The organism is Bacillota bacterium (assembly GCA_013178125.1).
Classification (GTDB): Bacteria; Bacillota; SHA-98; order Ch115; family JABLXJ01; genus JABLXL01.
Map to the genome: position 1 here is coordinate 1 of JABLXJ010000029.1, position 18,050 is coordinate 18,050.

At 52.2% G+C, this 18,050-nt stretch carries 31 protein-coding genes; 24 read left to right on the forward strand and 7 right to left on the reverse strand.

Going from position 1 to position 18,050, the window contains the following annotated elements:
* From HPY71_14260 to HPY71_14275, 4 genes are all read left to right on the forward strand, one after another.
* Positions 1 to 1,063: hypothetical protein (locus HPY71_14260; protein ID NPV54654.1), on the forward strand; the 1,063-nt coding region annotated here is incomplete at its 5' end.
* Positions 1,060 to 1,641, forward strand: a complete 582-nt coding sequence (locus tag HPY71_14265) for a hypothetical protein (GenBank protein ID NPV54655.1) — start codon at positions 1,060 to 1,062, stop codon at positions 1,639 to 1,641. The genes HPY71_14260 and HPY71_14265, both read left to right, overlap by 4 nt.
* A gap of 8 nt (positions 1,642 to 1,649) precedes the next feature.
* Positions 1,650 to 1,952 carry a hemolysin XhlA family protein gene (locus tag HPY71_14270; protein ID NPV54656.1) on the forward strand — a complete coding sequence of 101 codons (303 nt, stop codon included), beginning with the start codon at positions 1,650 to 1,652 and terminating at the stop codon, positions 1,950 to 1,952.
* Between the two features lie 82 nt (positions 1,953 to 2,034).
* Positions 2,035 to 2,520 (forward strand): N-acetylmuramoyl-L-alanine amidase, encoded by a 486-nt coding sequence (locus HPY71_14275; protein ID NPV54657.1) that lies wholly within the window; start codon positions 2,035 to 2,037, stop codon positions 2,518 to 2,520.
* 18 nt (positions 2,521 to 2,538) lie between these two features.
* Here HPY71_14275 and HPY71_14280 read toward each other — a convergent pair whose 3' ends face one another.
* Positions 2,539 to 2,802, reverse strand: coding sequence for a hypothetical protein (locus HPY71_14280; protein ID NPV54658.1), 264 nt, complete (start codon positions 2,800 to 2,802; stop codon positions 2,539 to 2,541).
* A gap of 12 nt (positions 2,803 to 2,814) precedes the next feature.
* On the opposite strand from HPY71_14280, the gene HPY71_14285 reads away from it, so the two are divergent.
* The 10 genes from HPY71_14285 (at position 2,815) to HPY71_14330 (ending at position 8,053) form a co-directional block, all read left to right on the forward strand.
* The gene (locus tag HPY71_14285; protein NPV54659.1) at positions 2,815 to 3,030 is read left to right on the forward strand and encodes a hypothetical protein; all 216 of its coding nucleotides are present in this window, start codon (positions 2,815 to 2,817) and stop codon (positions 3,028 to 3,030) included.
* Positions 3,023 to 3,226, forward strand: a complete 204-nt coding sequence (locus HPY71_14290) for a hypothetical protein (protein NPV54660.1) — start codon at positions 3,023 to 3,025, stop codon at positions 3,224 to 3,226. The genes HPY71_14285 and HPY71_14290 overlap by 8 nt, the downstream gene beginning before the upstream one ends.
* A 129-nt stretch (positions 3,227 to 3,355) precedes the next feature.
* A complete protein-coding gene (locus tag HPY71_14295; protein NPV54661.1) occupies positions 3,356 to 3,661 on the forward strand; it encodes a hypothetical protein in 306 nt (101 codons plus the stop codon).
* On the forward strand, positions 3,658 to 3,978 hold the full coding sequence (locus tag HPY71_14300) for a hypothetical protein (protein ID NPV54662.1): 321 nt from the start codon (positions 3,658 to 3,660) through the stop codon (positions 3,976 to 3,978). The genes HPY71_14295 and HPY71_14300 overlap by 4 nt, the downstream gene beginning before the upstream one ends.
* Positions 3,975 to 4,454: a hypothetical protein gene (locus HPY71_14305; GenBank protein NPV54663.1), complete on the forward strand. Its 480-nt coding sequence runs from the start codon at positions 3,975 to 3,977 to the stop codon at positions 4,452 to 4,454. The genes HPY71_14300 and HPY71_14305 overlap by 4 nt, the downstream gene beginning before the upstream one ends.
* A 136-nt stretch (positions 4,455 to 4,590) precedes the next feature.
* Complete coding sequence (locus HPY71_14310) at positions 4,591 to 4,869, forward strand: hypothetical protein (GenBank protein NPV54664.1); 279 nt, start codon at positions 4,591 to 4,593, stop codon at positions 4,867 to 4,869.
* 122 nt (positions 4,870 to 4,991) lie between these two features.
* The gene (locus HPY71_14315) at positions 4,992 to 5,786 is read left to right on the forward strand and encodes a hypothetical protein (protein ID NPV54665.1); all 795 of its coding nucleotides are present in this window, start codon (positions 4,992 to 4,994) and stop codon (positions 5,784 to 5,786) included.
* A 12-nt stretch (positions 5,787 to 5,798) separates the two neighbouring features.
* Positions 5,799 to 6,032, forward strand: coding sequence for a hypothetical protein (locus HPY71_14320; GenBank protein ID NPV54666.1), 234 nt, complete (start codon positions 5,799 to 5,801; stop codon positions 6,030 to 6,032).
* 41 nt (positions 6,033 to 6,073) lie between these two features.
* Positions 6,074 to 6,325 (forward strand): helix-turn-helix domain-containing protein, encoded by a 252-nt coding sequence (locus tag HPY71_14325; GenBank protein ID NPV54667.1) that lies wholly within the window; start codon positions 6,074 to 6,076, stop codon positions 6,323 to 6,325.
* 327 nt (positions 6,326 to 6,652) lie between these two features.
* The gene (locus HPY71_14330) at positions 6,653 to 8,053 is read left to right on the forward strand and encodes a TROVE domain-containing protein (protein ID NPV54668.1); all 1,401 of its coding nucleotides are present in this window, start codon (positions 6,653 to 6,655) and stop codon (positions 8,051 to 8,053) included.
* Between the two features lie 316 nt (positions 8,054 to 8,369).
* On the opposite strand, the gene HPY71_14335 is transcribed toward HPY71_14330, so the two are convergent.
* The 6 genes from HPY71_14335 to HPY71_14360 all read right to left on the reverse strand — a co-directional run bounded on the left by HPY71_14335 (position 8,370) and on the right by HPY71_14360 (position 11,831).
* A complete protein-coding gene (locus HPY71_14335; protein NPV54669.1) occupies positions 8,370 to 9,533 on the reverse strand; it encodes a site-specific integrase in 1,164 nt (387 codons plus the stop codon).
* A gap of 7 nt (positions 9,534 to 9,540) precedes the next feature.
* Positions 9,541 to 9,702: a hypothetical protein gene (locus tag HPY71_14340; GenBank protein ID NPV54670.1), complete on the reverse strand. Its 162-nt coding sequence runs from the start codon at positions 9,700 to 9,702 to the stop codon at positions 9,541 to 9,543.
* Positions 9,703 to 9,719: 17 nt separating this feature from the next.
* On the reverse strand, positions 9,720 to 9,962 hold the full coding sequence (locus HPY71_14345; protein ID NPV54671.1) for a hypothetical protein: 243 nt from the start codon (positions 9,960 to 9,962) through the stop codon (positions 9,720 to 9,722).
* 15 nt (positions 9,963 to 9,977) lie between these two features.
* Positions 9,978 to 10,823, reverse strand: coding sequence for a hypothetical protein (locus tag HPY71_14350; GenBank protein ID NPV54672.1), 846 nt, complete (start codon positions 10,821 to 10,823; stop codon positions 9,978 to 9,980).
* A gap of 95 nt (positions 10,824 to 10,918) precedes the next feature.
* Positions 10,919 to 11,344: an ImmA/IrrE family metallo-endopeptidase gene (locus tag HPY71_14355; GenBank protein NPV54673.1), complete on the reverse strand. Its 426-nt coding sequence runs from the start codon at positions 11,342 to 11,344 to the stop codon at positions 10,919 to 10,921.
* Positions 11,345 to 11,408: 64 nt separating this feature from the next.
* On the reverse strand, positions 11,409 to 11,831 hold the full coding sequence (locus HPY71_14360) for a helix-turn-helix domain-containing protein (protein ID NPV54674.1): 423 nt from the start codon (positions 11,829 to 11,831) through the stop codon (positions 11,409 to 11,411).
* Positions 11,832 to 11,994: 163 nt separating this feature from the next.
* Between HPY71_14360 and HPY71_14365 the strand changes: the two genes are divergently transcribed.
* The 10 genes from HPY71_14365 to HPY71_14410 all read left to right on the forward strand — a co-directional run.
* The gene (locus HPY71_14365; protein NPV54675.1) at positions 11,995 to 12,234 is read left to right on the forward strand and encodes a helix-turn-helix transcriptional regulator; all 240 of its coding nucleotides are present in this window, start codon (positions 11,995 to 11,997) and stop codon (positions 12,232 to 12,234) included.
* Positions 12,235 to 12,293: 59 nt separating this feature from the next.
* Entirely contained in the window at positions 12,294 to 12,812 is a 519-nt protein-coding gene (locus HPY71_14370; GenBank protein ID NPV54676.1) for a helix-turn-helix transcriptional regulator, read from the forward strand.
* 2 nt (positions 12,813 to 12,814) lie between these two features.
* Positions 12,815 to 13,048 carry a helix-turn-helix domain-containing protein gene (locus tag HPY71_14375; GenBank protein ID NPV54677.1) on the forward strand — a complete coding sequence of 78 codons (234 nt, stop codon included), beginning with the start codon at positions 12,815 to 12,817 and terminating at the stop codon, positions 13,046 to 13,048.
* Positions 12,987 to 13,157, forward strand: a complete 171-nt coding sequence (locus HPY71_14380) for a hypothetical protein (GenBank protein ID NPV54678.1) — start codon at positions 12,987 to 12,989, stop codon at positions 13,155 to 13,157. Before HPY71_14375 ends, HPY71_14380 begins: the two co-directional genes overlap by 62 nt.
* A 333-nt stretch (positions 13,158 to 13,490) precedes the next feature.
* Positions 13,491 to 13,649, forward strand: a complete 159-nt coding sequence (locus HPY71_14385; GenBank protein ID NPV54679.1) for a hypothetical protein — start codon at positions 13,491 to 13,493, stop codon at positions 13,647 to 13,649.
* A gap of 102 nt (positions 13,650 to 13,751) precedes the next feature.
* Positions 13,752 to 14,669, forward strand: coding sequence for a DUF932 domain-containing protein (locus HPY71_14390; protein ID NPV54680.1), 918 nt, complete (start codon positions 13,752 to 13,754; stop codon positions 14,667 to 14,669).
* Between the two features lie 57 nt (positions 14,670 to 14,726).
* Complete coding sequence (locus tag HPY71_14395; GenBank protein NPV54681.1) at positions 14,727 to 14,903, forward strand: hypothetical protein; 177 nt, start codon at positions 14,727 to 14,729, stop codon at positions 14,901 to 14,903.
* Positions 14,884 to 15,816 (forward strand): recombinase RecT, encoded by a 933-nt coding sequence (locus HPY71_14400; protein NPV54682.1) that lies wholly within the window; start codon positions 14,884 to 14,886, stop codon positions 15,814 to 15,816. The genes HPY71_14395 and HPY71_14400 overlap by 20 nt, the downstream gene beginning before the upstream one ends.
* A gap of 220 nt (positions 15,817 to 16,036) precedes the next feature.
* Complete coding sequence (locus tag HPY71_14405; GenBank protein ID NPV54683.1) at positions 16,037 to 17,161, forward strand: hypothetical protein; 1,125 nt, start codon at positions 16,037 to 16,039, stop codon at positions 17,159 to 17,161.
* Positions 17,145 to 18,050 (forward strand): hypothetical protein (locus tag HPY71_14410; GenBank protein ID NPV54684.1); only part of this gene is annotated, 906 nt, incomplete at its 3' end. The genes HPY71_14405 and HPY71_14410, both read left to right, overlap by 17 nt.

The following is an 18,050-nucleotide window of genomic DNA, read 5'->3' on the forward strand; positions in this document are numbered from 1 at the left end:
CTTCTCGGGCGAACTCTTTGCGCAGGAGTTAGGTTTCGAAGTATTGGAGGTGATGCTCGCACACTACGCAGGCATGCAGCCGGAACTCCGGCCTCAGGCAGTGGTAGTACCGACCAATTGCACGTTTCTCCTGGATGACGAGCTTACGGGCCAGGTTGAAAAGAAGATCGCGGACTTCGCGGCCCTGGATATCCGGCTAGCCCTCTCAGCTTCAGTCGATGGTAAGTATGGGGAAGGCAACCGCCCTGGGTGCGGAGGCGTGTGGCTTGTGAGTACCGTGGATACTGTACGGGACGATGAGTATTACGAACGCCTGTTTGAGTTCAATGCGCGACATGGGTTCGGCTTTCATCCCATGGTCTACAGTCGGGACATTGAGCGGTGGAAGGACAACTTCCTATGGTTCCAGGACGGGTTCAAGCGCCACGGTATACCGCCAGAATTCTTATACTTACTTGAAGTTCGCAATGAAGAATGGACTGTTGAGCAGATAGCAGAATTTGCCGATTTTATCTCATTCTTGATGAGATGGGTCTGGGACTATACGAATCACGATTTTGAACGATTTGGGGAGTTCATATTCCGTAAGCGGGGTTTTAATATATTGAATCCGTTTTCGACTATCGGACGAGGCCTTGGCTGCTCACTCCAGAGCATGCTTTATGTGCGTCTCGGAGATCTTGCTATCGTGCCGTGTCATAGGACGATGTACAAAGGCATGGAGGCCGGACGGTTTGTCCTGCGCGATGATCGTATTACCGGAATCGAGGCGAACAATGTCGAGTTCCTGATTGGTGAGATCGCATTTCAGGGCGACACAAGCCCCATGTGTGAGGTCTGCCTCATCAAGCCGCTGTGCTCCAAAGGCTGTCTGGGCAGTCAGTTCGAGAGCACCGGGGACTTCTTTTCGCCCATTCCGACGGTGTGCCAGCTTGAACATGCGAAGCTATTGGGGATAATAGAAGGTTACAAACGTATAGGCATGTGGAACAGGTTTCTTACATGGATCGATGAGGAAAGAGCATTTAGACTCAGAAAGCTGGAAAGGATGATAGAGTCGTGAACGAGTTGCAGGAGTTTGAAAAAACGGTGGCTGTACTCGAACAGGTAGTGCGAGGCGATACTATTTATGAGACATTCAGGGGCGGCGAAGTAGAAAGGCTCGACAAGGCCATCTGCGTGATGCGCGACCGCATTCGACAGGTAATGACGTCCGGAAATGAAGAAGTTCCGGGTGGGCCAGAGCGGACTGAATCCAAGAGTGGAGATACTGGTAAAGATAACGGGGCTCCTGAAGGTTCGAGGGAAATCGATCTTGTAGCAGGCACATTCCAAATTATCGAACACGCGTTCCTGGTGCGGCAAGTGCCCGAGGCCGTCATGGATTTCATCGACAAGTATATCCTTCTTGCGTTTAACTGGAATAAGCTCGCCTGTTCGGATAAGATTGCCGAGGGTGTTCAAGCCGTTCTAAACCTCAAGAGCTACCACCAGAGTGTGGTAGAGACCACAAGGGTCTTGCGGTACCTCATCCGGGAGGCCAGGAGTATCCTCGAGTTCAAGCCGCCGATCTTCGATTTAAGCAAGCACTACCTCCAGGCCATCCAAGAGAAGATCAAGGAAAGCATAACAGAATCTTAACACAAGCGATGGACCTACTGCTCGCCTCGAGCGGCTTTCTCATGTACGGGAAGGTGGGTGGTTGTATGGAGGAAGTCATCAAACCACTTACGGACCGGGTGGACCGGCTGGAAAAACGACAGGACAAGGTTGAAGAAAGAGTTGGCCGTCTGGAGCAAGGCCAGGCGGCCAATATTGTTGAGATTGGCAGCATAAAGGGCGATATCGCAGAGATCAAAGAGGGACAGAAATGGGCGACGCGGTATACGCTCGGCACGCTCATAACAGTGATCTTAGCAATCCTGGGATTCTGGGTAAAATTCGTTCGTTAATGGAGGTGGTTTTATGCCAGGGATGAACAGGCTTGTCTGTCTCGATCCCGGTCACTAGCATGGGGGAAGCGATCCCGGGGCGATAGGCCCGAGCGGGACCAGGGAAGCAGATATTAACCTCGCTGTAGCCACTAAACTTAAGCAGTTGTTGGAGGGCAAGGGGTTCCGGGTACAGATGACCAGGGATAATGATAACTTCATCTCCTTGCAAAGCCGGGCAATCAAGGCAAACGCCGTGAATGCGGCGTTTTTTGTTTCTATCCACTGTAATGCAGCCTCGGACCCTAATGCGGGCGGCACGGAGACATATTGCGCTACGGGAAGTAAGCAAGGTGAAGAACTTGCCCGGGCGATACACAGGCCACTGGTGACGGCCACTGGGCTTAAGGATCGTGGGGTAAAGGCGGCGAGTTTCTATGTCCTCCGATGCACTAAGATGCCAGCGGTCCTCATCGAGCTTGCGTTTATCTCGAATGAGAAAGAGGAACATCTGTTGAAGGATACAGCATTTCAAGAGAAGGTAGCGGAGGCGATAGCAAAAGGAATCATAGCCTATACGAAAGGATAGAGATTTATGCGAGCTCACCTAAGGTATCTTTGGTATGTCCTGCGCCACAAGTGGTATGTTTTTTGGGAGTGCTACAAGGTCGGCATATTGTGGCGGGGTCTTGTCCATGACCTGAGCAAGTTCAGCCCTTCTGAATGGGGTCCCTATGTAAACCATTTTTATGGGCCTAACGCCAGACAGTGGCGCGACAAAACGGGCTACTATAAGCCTACGAATACTGGCGACCCATCTTTCGAGCTGGCCTGGCTTCACCATGCCAACAGCAACGACCATCACTGGCAATGGTGGACACAAGTGGAAGATGATCAGAAATCCACCAAGGTTTACCCAATGTCTGATGCTGCACAAAAAGAGATGTTAGCCGATTGGCGTGGTGCTGGACGGGCGCAAGGCAAGCCAGATACTATCGCCTGGTATCGGGCAAACAGAGATAAGATGCTATTACATCCTGCAACACGGGAATGGATTGAGAAACAGCTATTTGGAGAGGGGATAAGAAACAATGGGTAATTGGACGATTGTGATTGTTGGCACTGGTGCTCATCATAACAAGGACTATGAGTATGATGCTGACAAGATTTTCAAGGAGACTGTAGAGCAGCTTGAAAAAGCTGGGCATCAAATCGAGCATGCGTCAATCACCTATGGCGGGCGGGATAACGTGCGTAAGGAAAGAGGTGCTCAATATGGGATCGTTTATGAATGAGTATGATCAGAATCCTGGAGGATTCGATGCGCTTATTGAGATTATTCTCATGCTTCTGGCGCCACTGGCTATATTGTTGGCGCCGTTTCTTCTGTTAGGATTAATCTTTGGGGGAAAGGATGATAAGTCATGATCATGCTTTCTTTGAATAACGCATGGCTGGTATTTCCGGTCATTATGTTCGTACAGGCCATACGGCCAGTCCTTGAACGGCGGAAAGTTGATAGCAGCGTGCTTCCCTGGATCGCGATATTAACTTCATGTATCCTTGTTATCCCGGCCATGATCTGGAACGGAGCGGAGTTGAATTGGAAGCTCTTTGCTGGGGCGTTTTCGGAGGGTATCCCGATCGGCATATTGACGATAATCCTTTATGACCTTGGGGGTAAGCCTCTCAAGAAGATTTTCAGGAAGCTCTATTACGGTAAGTTGTGAGGTGGCGTAATATGACCTGGGCAAGCATTCTGAACTGGGCCAGGAAGAACTGGCGCACCGTCCTAGTGGTGCTAGTGATCCTGGCTCTGATTGTTTCATGGGCGGTTAACCGGACGGCACTCCAACGGGCTCGCCTTGAGTCGGAACGGCTGAAGGCTCGGGCAGAAAAACAGGTAGAGCAGGCCGAGATTATCCAAGGACAGCTCGAGGGTATCAAAAAGGAGTCCCAGAATCTCGATAAACAGCAAGAGGAGCTGGATAAGCGGGTTCAAGAGCGGGATAAGTTGTTGAAGGAATTGGGGGGAAAGAGCAAATGAGACGCTGGATTTTTGCAGGGCTAATCCTGTTGGTCATCCTAGCCTGGACATTCACGGTATGTGCGGAGGAGCCGGGGCCCGCCGATGGAACGATTACAGTTGATCCCATTGGCACGGTTCAGGCCGCACAGCCGGATTACAAGGCGATGTATTTTGATGTTCTGGATCGATATCAAGCGCTTGAAGACAAGCTCCAGCAGGCAATTGACCTTGCCAGAGGTTACCGAACTGACTGGGAGGATCAGCGCAGGATCGCAGAGACGAGGAAAGAACAGCTTGATAACGTGCTAAAGCTGACCGATACCCTGATGGGCTTGATAGCCGATATGAAGGATACGGTCGCTAAACAACATGAGATTATACTGCGCCTGACTGATAGAAAAGGCGGGTTGATCATCGGAGCGACGGCACAACCTACCGGTGACGGGGCTATCCGACCCGGAATCCTGGCAGCGGTAGAGGTGCCGCTATGGTAATTGTTCGCCCTAAACCGAACATTCTTTCTTGTGCCCGGGCTTTGGCCCGGGCTTTTTTGTGTACGCCAAAAACATGATGACAAATTCAAAAGTATGATATATAGTATAATTAGAGATAAAACAAGGGGGTCTCAAAATGATAGAAAATGTAGTAGGTCAGGAGATTTCGATAAACCTCGGCGGGGCGGTTGGTTACAGTGCAGCCGGTGTAACATTCATACATGCTACTGTAGCCAACGAGACGGAAAAGGCCATCCAACTGAAGGCTGGCAATCACACAATATGGTTGCCGAAAACGGCCCTGGTCCCCAAGGCTCACTACTTCAAGCTAGCCAAGTGGTTTAAGCCAGACGGATACCAAAATTGGTTTTTCGAGAAATATCAGACGGTCAACGTAATATCGGCCTGCAACTAAAGATGAAAGGTTCTGGGGCTCAGAAATTTGAGCCCCAGAATTTTTTTGATTCTCCATTGACAGGTTCGAATACTTTTGATATTATAATGACCAGAAGAAATCCCCCAAGGAGGTAAGCCAAAATGACAGAGCGGAAATATGGAATTGAGATTGAGGCCTTTGGAGTGGATCGGTTCGAGCTGCAAAACAAACTGTGGCAAGCAGGGATAATAGTACACGTGGAAGCCTACAACCATGAGACCAGGGATCACTGGAAGATCACCTCGGATGGAAGCATAAGTGGTGAGAATCCCTTCGAACTGGTCAGCCCCCCACTCCAGGGGGAAAGGGGTATCGAAGAAATCAAAAAAGTGTGCCAGGTCCTCGCTGTTTTAGGCGCTCAAGTGAATAAGTCGTGTGGTTTCCACGACCATCACGACGCCGCCGGGCTGACGGCGCAAAGTGTTAGAAGTCTAATCGGTATGTATATAAGGTTTCAAGGGGTTCTAGACGAGCTGGTCGCCCCGAGCAGACGGGGAGACAACAACAGGTTTTGCAGGGCTGTCACTCCAGAGGTATATTACAGCGCATTCCAGAAAGATAGCGTATCAGCGATTGCCGATTCTTGCCAGCCAGACAGATATTACAAGCTCAACCTCAAGGCTTACATAAGGCACAACACGGTCGAGTTCCGCCAGCACCAGGGAACGGTCGACGCCGAAAAAATAGTAAATTGGATCCGACTCACCCAGGCCATGGTGGAATCGGCAGAAAAGTTGAACCACGCCAAATTGGATTTGACCAATCGCCCAGTCCGACCAGACCACGACAGATGGCACTTCTGGGCGATGCTCAAGAAGGTCCTAAGCGTTAGTGAATTCGAAGGATTGAGAGCATACTACGGGCGGCGGCGCAAGGAACTCGCCGCCGCTGCGTAAGGAGTGAAAGCGATGAAGGTAATTACTTATGAGGGCCAAACAATAGAGGGGACTCCAGAGGAGATCGTGCAGCGGCTGGCTGACACCAGCCGCGGCGATGCTGGAATGTCGGGCGAGGAATATATGCAGGCGGTCAAACAGCGGATCAAGAACGCGTATGGCGTAACCGAAAAGACAAAGGATGCAAGGGAATTCCTTCATCTACTGGTGAAGTACGAGATTCTCAAGTTCGTCGAGGGGGAATAAATGTGCTCATAACATTCCGGGAGGCTTCCAGACGATGGGGGGTGCATATATCTACGCTCAACAAAGCCCGCGAGCGGGGCGCATTACCGGCTCGACGGTCAGGTTATATTTGGCTATGTGAGGAGGAGGATGTCAGAAAATTGTTGGGAGACGAAACCCCGCCCCCGGGATGGGTCACCGTGCCCGAGGCGGCACGTAGGCGAGGGGTTTCGCGGGCGACCATATATTCCAAAATCAAGAAGGGGGCTATCCCGGCTGTAAGGGCCAAGGGGGTTTTCTATATACCAGGATAGTCAGGAAAAAGTTAAAAAGTTTGTGGAAATCTTGACCAATTAGTATTTTGTGTGATAATATTAGCTTGGGTGGCGAAGAGAACGGTTACTTCGCTGTGCAGACGCAAAGCTAATATCCCGTTCTCACCTATTCCCCCCGCGTATATGTAGAACAAATCTCCGGTGGCGTAGAGAAGAGTTACTTCGCAATTTGGACGCGGGAGGTCGCAGGTTCGAATCCTGCTCTGGCAGAAATGCCAGGTGGCTCAGCGGTCTAGAGCGCCTTAAACGTACTCTGCTCGCAAGTTCCCCGGAGATTTTCATTTTAGAAAGGAGGAGGGAAAACAGATGAAAACCAATGCGAAGGCACTTGATTATCGCCTCGATACAACCGCAAGGACTGCGGGCGGCTACGGACCTTATGCCGCCAAACAGGATCCGGAGGCCCTGTTACGCAGGTCCGTTATGGCCTGTCTCCTTTGGGAGGATAACTTCTATGAGGACGGGAGATCGAATGCCGATAACATTATGAGCCTTATTCCGCAGGTAGAGCCGCAGAAGGTCTTTGACATCGCGGTCGAGGCCAGAACCAAGCAAAAACTGCGGCATGTTCCGCTCCTAATCGCACGCGAAATGGCGCGGCTAGACACGCATAAAGGATTGGTAGGGAAGCTCCTGCCCCGGATCATTCTACGCGCCGATGAACTCTCGGAGTTTCTGGCTCTCTACTGGAAAGATGGCCGCCAGCCGCTCTCCAAGCAGGTCAAGGTCGGACTGGCGCAGGCGTTTCACAATTTCGACGAATATCAATTCGGGAAATATGCTAGAGAAGAGCAGGTCAAACTCCGGGATGTGATGTTCCTGGCGCACCCGAACCCAGGCCAGAAACAAGAACTGTTTAAGCGGATCGCGAATGATGAGCTCGCCGTCCCTGACACCTGGGAAGTCGCCTTGTCCACGGGCAAGGACAAAAAGGAGACGTGGACGCGACTAATCGAGGAGCGGAAGCTGGGTGCGCTGGCCTTTCTGCGAAATATCTCTAACATGGAAAAGGCTGGTGTTTCGCGCCATGTGATCCAGCAAGGGTTTGACACTATTAACCCCCGTTGGCTGTTACCGCTCAATTATTTCGCCGCGGCGAGACACGCGCCGAAATGGGAGAGGGAGATTGAGGCGCTTATGCTGAGAGGACTTGCGCAGGCTCCGAGACTCCCTGGCTACACGATATTCATCGTGGATGTATCGGGATCGATGACTGGGAGCATCAGCGCGAAAAGCGAGTATTCGCGGCTGGATGTTGCAGCGGCCATGGCATTGATTGCATCTGAGACCTGCGAGCATATCTCCATATATGCGACCGCAGGCAATGACAGCACAAGGACGCACAAAACCATCCTGCTTAGACCACATCGCGGATTCGCGCTATGCGAAGAAATACGGAATATGGCTAGGGTTCTCGGCGGCGGCGGGATATTCACCCGGCAGTGCTTGGAGTATATTAACCGGCTGGAGGCCGGGACCCCGGATCGGGTGATTGTGTTTTCGGATTCTCAAGATTGTGATCTCCCGGATCGTGGAGTCCCGAAGCCGTTTGGCAAGAAGAATTATATCGTCGATGTTTCCGCTCACTCGCGCGGCATCAATTATGAGGGGGTCTGGACGGCAGAGATCAGCGGATGGTCGGAACACTTCATGGATTACATATTCGCTTACGAGGGTCTTAATCCCCAGGGAGGCGACCAAGAATAGTAAGGGAGCACGCCTCCCTTTTTGTTAGATTAGATGCTAACAGGTTTCAAAAACCGGTGCCATTTCGGTGCCCAAATTCGCCAAAAATGACTAAAAGGGGCTTGCTTCCACTAGCATAAAATCCTTGGGCTGCAAGGATTTCGAGGTTTAACCCCAGGTATGACGGATATCAAAAACGCACTCGTAATGCGCAGGTCACCGGTTCGATCCCGGTCGTCGGCTCCAGATTTTTTATAGGCACCGCAAGCATTTGCGGTGCCTACTGTTTTGCGCGAAAGAAATATGCGCAGATAACCGGTGCCGGATCGGTGCCATGTTATTTTTTTACATTCTTTTTGCGAGGTTTCTTGCCTTCGATAGCTTCTTGGATTTTCTCTGCCGCCTGTTGGTCCCGGCCCGGCATTAGGTGCCCGTAGACCATCATCGTGGTCGAGATATCCTTATGCCGCATACGCTCCTGGATCACCTTCGGATTCTCATCGAGGTTTATGAGCCAACTGGCGTGGGCGTGGCGGAGGTCGTGGAATGTCTCATCGGTTATGCCCCGGGATTTCATCCACCTGGGAAACCAGTGGGTGATCGAATCCGGGTGGCGGGGGCGGCCGTCTCCGCGGTCACATACCAGACCGAGGTCAACCCACTGGGCGCCTACCTTCAGCCGGCGTCTAGCTTGCTCTATCCGGTACTGCTTCAGGGCCTCGACGGTGATCTTCGGCATCGTGAGCGTCCCCCGGCTTTCCTCGGTCTTGGGTTCCTTGAAGTAGAGGCCCTCCGTAGACGTGTAGCCCAACACCTGGTTTATCGTCAGGGTTCCCCGTTCCAGGTCCACATCCTGCCACCGGAGACCGAATATCTCCCCTCTCCGCAGCCCGCAGGTGACGGCCAGCAGGACGGGGATATAGTACTGGGTTTTCTTGGCATCCTCGATCAGCGCGTTGATCTCTTTTTGAGCCAGGGGTTCCACCTTTGTTTTTGGGAGCCTCGGCAGTTCCAAGCCCGATGCTGGGTTGGACTGTATGAGCTGCAGCTTTACAGCGTCTTTGAGCGCTCCATGCAGCGCGGCGTGATGGTAGTGCACCGACGCGGGGGCCAGCGGTTTCCCGCCATCCGGTGGGTTGCTAAGCTCGGTGTAAAACTGCTGAATCTGATACGGACGTAGCCTGTCGATCGGCACCTGTCCTAACTTCTGGATGATGCGCTTCACGCAGTCATTATACCGTCTTAGGGTCTTGGGGCTCAGGGATTGTTTCCGCTTGGCTAGCCACTCGCGCAGCCACTCGGCCAGGGTCATATTGGAGGGTTCGACGTAGGAGCCTTTCTCCAGTTCGTTGATGATGCGTATCATTTCCTTTTCAGCTTCGCGTTTCGTGCCAGCAAAACTCCGGACGATCCGGCGGCGCTTGCCTGTTTCCGGGTCTCTTCCAGCCTCAATAACTATAGTATATGTGGATTTATGACGTTGCTCTATGTGACCTCGCATAGACCCTTCACCTGCCAGTAGCGAGGAGGCGGATCAATTCTTTCTCGGCTTCGCGTTTCGTGCCAGCAAAACTCCGGACGATTCGGCGGCGTTTGCCAGTCTTAGGGTCCTTCCTGGCTTCGATGGTTATTGTATACATAGGTTTATGGCATTTTACTATTTTGCCCACGGAAATCCAACCCCCTTTCAATTGCTTGCGGAATAAAGATCTTGGGAGTCTGAAGATAACAGTGCATGGGCAATGAATCCGCATTTTGGACAATAGATGAATAAACCTTTTTCAGTTCTCCTCCCGGATACTTTTGAGCCGCACCTGGAGCAGAAGGCGTCCTTGCCTTCATGCACTTTGGCTATCATGTCAATGGCTTTTTGAAGTTCTTCCTCCTCGTCTTGCTCTATAGCCTTATTTGATTTGGTCGGATCTGTCATATTTAGACCTTCCTTCTATTTGGCCTCAATGGACAGGTGTCGAATATACTTCCCGCCATATAGGATATATCGGGCCGATCCGAATGTCGTCTCTAATGGGCGGCCAGGCTGATTGGCTTTGGCCACATTACTTTTCACCCACTCCCGAGCGGCTACAGGGTCTGCATCTTCGTAAGGCAGCGTTGCACAGTATCCTAGATAGCCACCAGCGACTGCAAGGAAATCCTCGGCAGGTAACATCCCTATCATGGCTGTGCCGTCCACGTAGAAGTCAACCGAGCTGACCTGGAGCGGAAGTTCACCAAACAAGGAAGCGCCAAGTTCTACGCCAGTATCGAGATCAATTGCCTTACCGCTATCGAAGCCAAATTCAAGGCCCCACTTTTGAAGATTGAGTTTTACGTCAGCGGACGTTACACTGGGAAGGAAACGTTCCCGTGGCTCGAGTTCAGGCGCAGGACTTAATTTAGACTCGTCCACTGGCGGCTTCTGCGGGCTCTCCTTCGCATTTGCCTGCGGCTTAGAGTCTGTCGAGACGGCAGGCGCATCTACTTGAGTAGACTGTTTTGAACGATTTAAGGGAAGCTCCTGGGTCGGGCGTTCAGACTCTTGCCTGGCTGGTACGGTATCAACTTCTTTCGTCGGTTCATCTGGGAAAAAGGACGTGGAAACCGCCATTGTCAATAGAGCAACCACGGTTACCCCGAGAACCTTTAACATTCTCTTGTTTAATACCGTAAGTGCTGGAGAATCCCTCTCTTCTTTCTTCCGGAGCCTGTATGCTTTAGCTGCATATACAATTATTGTAGGAACACATACCAACAATGCCAAAAACCCGATAAGGAAGAACAATATGGACATGCCAGTAACCTCCTTCCTCTTGTTGGCAGTTCCCTGCTGCCTTATTGCCAGTTATCGGTGTAGCTTAGCCTTTTTTTTCTTCCGTCATTTCAGGGCTAGACATTCACTGACTTATATCGCATCATCATTTCCACAGGTACCCCTACTCTGACCGCGAACTGCTCCAGGGTTTCACCGGCCTCAGGCTCTTGACCAGTGAGCAGTTCTACCGCGAAGCGGTTAGCTTCATATTCGACTTTGGACCCCATAAGAGTGTGTTCGGAGACAAAAAAATATCCAGCACCACGGGGTGATAGTTTGCGATGCCCTAGCTCATGGGCCAGAATAAACCTTTTATGCCAGTCCGGGAAATTGGAGTTGATCATAATGGTTGATTGGCCAGCAAGTTCCATTGTTAGACCGCCAATATCATGGAATGGGACTTCATCAACCAGAATGTGCATAGCCTGCGCAAGACGATAGGGATCGCTTGTCCCATATTCATTGATCAGTTCTGTGACTGTCTGTTTGATGTAGTCCATGGAGGTCACTCCTTCCTCAAAGCCATTCTATGATCTCCATGTCCACATTTATCCCAAATTCAGGCTATGAATTACTTTTTTCTTTCTCTTTTCCCTCTTTCTTCCCCTCTTTCCTCTTTTCTCTATCCCTTCTTTCAAGCTCCCATCTGACCCTAATGTAGGTCAGTATTTCGTTTTTGTCATGCTCGGAAAGGGGCTTACCCTCAAAGTAAATGTTATTGATTTTCAAGAATTCTTCTAATTCCACATCGGTGGGCGGCGTATCGCGATACCACCAAGATGGCGTAGAGTCACGACCGAAAAGGTAGTCAACGCTCACATGGAAGAATTCGGCCAGTTGGTTGATCATGTCGATGTCGGGCTCTCTTTGACCGAGTTCGTACAAGGCTATGGTACTGGGCGACACGCTGAGTTTAGCAGCCAAATCCCGCTGCGTCAGGCCGTGACTATTTCTAAGTTCTCTTAATCTGATGCCAATCTGATTCATTTTATCTATCTCCCGGAGTCATTTTATCACTTACTCAGCGTAAGCAAAAGAGTCTTTTGCAAAACGTAAAAATTTTTGGCGAAAGGTATTGACTTCTTTGCGATTCGTAATTATAATATAACCAAGCGGATGTTACGAAATGTAATCAAAAGGTGGTGAAACAATGAAATATACACTCGCAGAACTCCGGCACAAACGAGGAATAACCCAACGAGTAGTAGCGACGGACCTACAACTAGCCCCATCCACAATTGCCTTGTACGAACTAGGCCTGCGGACCCCAAGTTTGCGAACCGCAAGGCGTATAGCTCAGTATTATGGAGTGCTGACCGACGACATTATCTTTGGCCCTCGTGTTTACGAATCGCAAGCAGACCCTCTGGATGCAACTGGCACAGATTGAACATAGCATCAGCTTGACCGACAATACACAGCTTCAAGGTGCGGAAAGGAGGTGCAAATGTGTACCGCGTAGCGCGGAAAGAGATCCGGATGAGCAGGGAGGAGGCGGCTGCAGCACTCCATATCGGCATCAAAACACTCGCCAACTATGAAGACGGCAGGAGTATCCCGCCTCCTGAGGTAGTGCTGGAAATGTCCAGGCTATATAATAAGCCCTTGCTCCCGCATAAATACTGCCGCACATATTGCGCCATCGGGCAGACATACAATTACGCCATTCTAGACAATGTCAACCTGGACATCGCCAATGTCCTTCTCAAGCTGGTATGTGAGCTTGAAGAATGCCGGGCGGTCCAGGACAAGTTACTGTCTCTAGCCGTCAATAAGAAGGCTCGGCAGGACTTCACTGATACCGAGTGGCGCGAGTTTATCAGGTACCTTCAGGAGTACTTGGATATCGAGCATACCATCGAAATGCTGCGGTTCGCTATCGCGGGCTGGTGCAACAGCGAAGAACTGATCGCGACGCATAATCGCAAATGCCGCGAACGCGGGTATGTCATCGGAAAGGGTGCGTAGGCATGGACCTTGGGACGCTTAGAGTCAAAGAGGTTGCGGAGCTCCTCCAGGTGACGCCCTGGCAAGTATATGAAATGGTTAAGCAAGGCCGCATTCCAGCGGTGCATGTAGGGCGGGCGGTACGCATCCCTCGCAAACAGTTCGCCGAGTGGGTCGCAAAGGGGGGCGATAGAGGTGAACACTACGTCATACGGTGCCAGCAAGTCAAAGTTAGACGAGTTTTACAAGGCATGTAAGAAGTTCGAGCGTGGCGAGTCTAAGGTGATCGAGTTCGCAGGTAAGGTCAAAGATCTGAAGTACGCGCTTACAACGTATGTAAAGCCGGACAGGCCGGGTGCAGCGTAAAAAGGGGTCGGGTATGTGGAACAAGCTATGGGATGACGTCCTCAATAGGTCACTAAGGGAAGAATTCTTCTTTGATGCCATCGACTACTGGGGGAATCGACTCTTGGACGAACTAGAACGTATCCCGGCAGGCACCGAGATAAAGGCGGAAGTGGACTGTTTAGGATGGATTCGCTTACGTCGGGCGTGGATTGTGACATTGAAGTGGCACGAGATAGATCACTGGATAATGAGACATTTCCCGCGGGCGAAGGAACTGCCTTGCAGGTGGCGGTTCACAGAAATACTCAAAGCCGCGCACCGTCAGAATCTAATGACGATGGAGGGATGAAAGTGCAAAATGAATGGGCGTCTTTGGCAAGGTGGGCACTACGATGGCTCATAGGAATCAAGTTATTCGACGTGATTGTGGCTACTGTGTGCATGGTTTACCTGTTTGCTTTAGGCAGGTGTCTCTTGAACGAAATCGGCATCGTGTTTCGGCTCTGGTAGTAGAAGGGATCGAGGTGAAGGCCCTCGATCCCTGGAAGCAGTATCAATTCTACCTCCAGCATACCACGTCGTGCTGCGAGGGTCAATAGGGAGGTGAATGACGTGGCGCACGAAGTAGAGAGCATGTTTTACGTCCGCGAAGTACCCTGGCACGGGTTGGGGACGCGGGTAGAGGAAGCCCCGGACAGCGAGGTCGCCTTGATACGGGCCGGATTGCTGTGGGCCGTGGAGAGCAAGCCCATCTTTTTGCCTGACGGCAGGCAGGTGCATGGTTACAAGGCAAATATCCGCTCCACGGACGGGGCCGTCCTCGGAGTCGTATCAGACAGTTATCAAATCATTCAGAACAGGGAGGCATTCGCGTTCACGGATGCCTTGCTTGGCGAGGGGGTCCGGTATGAGACCGCAGGTTCGCTCCGGGGCGGCAAGCGGGTGTGGCTCCTGGCGAGGCTTCCAGAGCGATACAAAATCCTGGGAGACGAGTTCGAGCCTTACCTGTGCTTCACCAACGGGCATGATGGGTTCTGGGCGCTCCGTGTAATCGTGACCCCGATCCGGGTTGTATGCATGAACACATTGAACCTGGCCTTGGTTGGCGCTCGCAGGTCATGGTCCACTATCCACGTAGGCGATATAAGTGCGCGGCTCCAGGAGGCAAGGCGGACGCTGGGATTAGCCCAGGCGTACTACGAAGCCCTGGGCGGAGAGGCCGAAAGGCTGGCGGGGATAAAAGTGCCGATAGAAAAGTACATCGGCGAGCTTTTCCCGATGCCCGAGGACGCAGGGAAGACGGCGCAGAACAACGTCAAGAAGCGCCGCGAGGAACTGGCGGATCGGGCCTATACCAAAGACCTGGAGCCGTTCTGGGATAGTGCCTGGGCGTTCATAAATGGAGTGGCTGACATGGTCAGCCACAGGCAGCCCTTACGGCAGACCGACACATGGGCCGAGCGCCGGTTCGAGTCCATCCTCGACGGCCCCGCGCTCCTGGACCAGGCTTATGCCTTGGTCCGGCGTTGACATACGGCCGCCTCAGAAGAGGCGGCCCTTTGCATTAGAACATTGGGAGGGACCCACATGGGCTGGTTTCAGGAATATGAGACACCAGCGGGCCAGGAGTATCTGAAGAAAAGGATTGATGAAGAAGCCCGCAGTTATGGCGAGTGGTTATTCCAGCATATGTACGGCGATTATGCCGATGACATAGCACGGGAGAAGAAGGAGGAGAAAGAGTATGGCAGTTCCAGAATCTAAGCTACCGGCCGTCGCCACACAAACCGGCTGGACCCGCGAGCAGGTGGAGCTGGTAAAGCGGACCGTCGCTAAAGAGGCGACTGACGACGAGCTGAAGATGTTTCTGTATCTCGCCAGCCAGTACGGGCTCGACCCGTTCAAGCGGGAGATAGTCTTCACGAAGTTCCAAGGCCGTCCAAGCTTCATCACTACCAGGGACGGCTACCTCAAGATAGCCATGTCGGACCCAGATTTCGACGGGTTACAGGCATTCGTGGTGCGCGAAGGCGATGAGTTTGAGATCATCGCCGAGGAGTTCCGGGTGCATCATAAATTCGGCGTCAAACGCGGGAAGATAATCGGTGCTTGGGCTGCTGCGTATCACAAGAAACGGAAACCTGTGATTTGCTACGTCGAGTTCGACGAATATTACAAATCTGATTGGAACACATGGAAACAGTATCCCTCAGCCATGATCCAGAAAGTAGCCGAGGCCTTTGTGCTAAAACGGCAATTCAACATAAGCGGTCTCGTCACGCGCGAGGAAATCGGTGTAGACATTGACATACCAGAATTCGAACGGGTAGATAATCCCCAATCCATGGAACGACCTGCCGAGCAGCCCACAGAGAAAGTCTCGCAAAAAACAGACTTCAGTTGGACACGTTTTTGGACAGTAGTCAAGCGCGATCTAAAGTTATCTGAAGACGACATCCACGCCCTAGCTGGAGTAAACTCGCTCAAAGACATGCGCCAAGACTGGTTGATGGCATTTCTGAGGCTCCTGGAAGTCGTCAAAAATTACAACGTCCCCAGGGATGCTTTGGCGGAAGACGTAAAGGCCCTCGGTGAGTTCAAGAATCTCAGTATCGAGGAGCTCAACAACTACGCCTCGGCACTTAAGCTGGAATACGGGGGTGAGGCCAATGGCTGAAGAAGTCCCGGTGGCGGCTTTCGAGTTAGTGTTTAGGACTTGATAAATAACACGCGGCTAAGTGTAGCGCACAGTGACAATGGTACCACTAGATGACTCCAAAGGTGTCAGGCCAGGCCGCATCTCGATAACTAAGAGCATCTTCCTGGGGTATCTAGATCAGCTAATGGATCTCTAAGAGATAACTGCTGCAAGGCTTGAGCGGGGAAGTGAATCTACAATGCGTCTACATAACCGACAGGTCAAGGCCGATTTCTGGCGCGACACGGAACTTATAAGAGCATTACCGCCGGTCGGGCTTATGTTCTACCAGGGGTTGTGGCACCTCGCAGACGATTCAGGGTGCCTCGAGGATGATCCATACGCGTATAAATTGCACCTGTTTCCTTTGTATGAAGAAGTAACGATAGAGCTTATCACGCGGTGGCGAGACACCCTCGTAAATCTGGGAAAGCTTATCAGGTACGAAGTAAAAGGTAAACCATACTTATTTCTAAAGAATTTCCATAGACACCAAAAACTAGACAAACCAGCCCCGCCCAACGAGTTCTCTGTCCCAATGCCACCATGGGTGGAATGGCAGCAGGGCGACTCCCGCCGAGAGAGCCGATACGTTGTCCGGGATATATCTGAGATCAACCAGGACGCGCCTGCAAGCTCAGGAGACAATGACGGGAAACAACCCGGGGCCGGTGAGGAACCGGCCCAGGACGTGTCCGAGACTGGTAGGGAACCAGTCCATGACGTGTCTGGGAATGATCCGGGACAAGATGAGGGTATTGTTCAGGACTTGTCCGGGACACGTCCGGGACTTGTCCGGGACACGTCCGGGACTTGTCCGGGACAGGTCCAGGACGTGTCGGGGACCTGCCGGGGGTTAGAACCTAGAACCAAGAACCTAGAACCTAAGAACCTAGAGAGAGAGAGTACTAGCGATAGTACCATCAACGAAGAGGTACAGGGGCCGCCAAAGGCAGATTCCCGGGCTTCGCCCACTCCCCTTCCGGACCTAAAAGACATACTCGACAAGGCGGTATTGGCGTACTATCGCAAATGGCCGGAGGAACGCAAGAAGTTCAAGGTCGGCGGGGTCGTCACGACGCGCCGGGTGTTCGAGCAGGCGCTAACGGGCGCAGATGGTGATGACCCGATTGACCCTGACCGACTTATGCACCAGATCGAGAACTGGCCGGACATTGTAACGGCTACTCCGTGGGATGTCGTAAAGGCTTGCCGCGCCGGGCCCTGGGAGGAATCTTGGGCTGACATAAACGCAAGCATCGCTAAATTTCTGGCAAAGGAGCAGAAAGAGCATGGGAGTCCTGCCAATGCCATCCAATCGTGAACTCGAGCGGCGGCTTGCTGTTACCATGTGCATATATCCCGAATTGGCCGCGAAGCTGCAGCTTGCGGAGGGCGACTTTTACGATAACGTCGCGCGGACGATATACCGGGCGTGCAGCGATCTACTAAAGGCTGGAAAGGAAGTTAACTTGGTTTCGGTAGCCGACCAGTGTGGGGATGCTGTCAAACCGTCTACACTTGCGGGGATTGCGCAGGAACGGCTGTTGGAGTACGAGGTTGAGGCCGCTGCCGATATCATCCGCAAAGATTCAAAGCGCCGGGCGGCTATTAGGCTTGCGAACATGATCGAGGCTGGCGCGCGGGACAGCGGCCAGGATATCGACGAACTCTGTCAGATGATACAGCTCAAGCTGACTGAGATAGCCAAGAACCGCACCACGGACTGGGAGAGCAACCGGGACCTGTTGATAAGGCACTATGGCATGCTGGAGGAGCGGTACACCCATGGCGGGGTGTTGGGCGTCAGGTCCGGGTTTACTGACCTTGACGAGATCACGAGCGGGTTTCAGCCGGGGCAGCTTATCTTCCTTGGCGCTGCTCCGAAGATGGGGAAAACCTCGTTCGCGCTGCATGTGGCGTTGAATTGCCGGGTGCCGGTGTTGTTCTTCACCTTGGAGATGCTGCCTGAGGAGCTGGCCGACAGGGAGCTGGCGTCAACAGCCCGGGTGAACGCGAAGCTGATCAGGACCGGCATGCTGGGCGAGGAGGCGTGGAGGCGGATAGCTGACGTGCTGCCCGAGCTGTGCGACAAGGAGATTTACTGGGTTAAGCAGAGCGGGCTGTCTGTCATCGACATCCGCGGGATCGCGATGCGGTGTAAAGAGGAGCACGGGCTTGGGCTGATCGTTATTGACCAGCTCGATAAGATC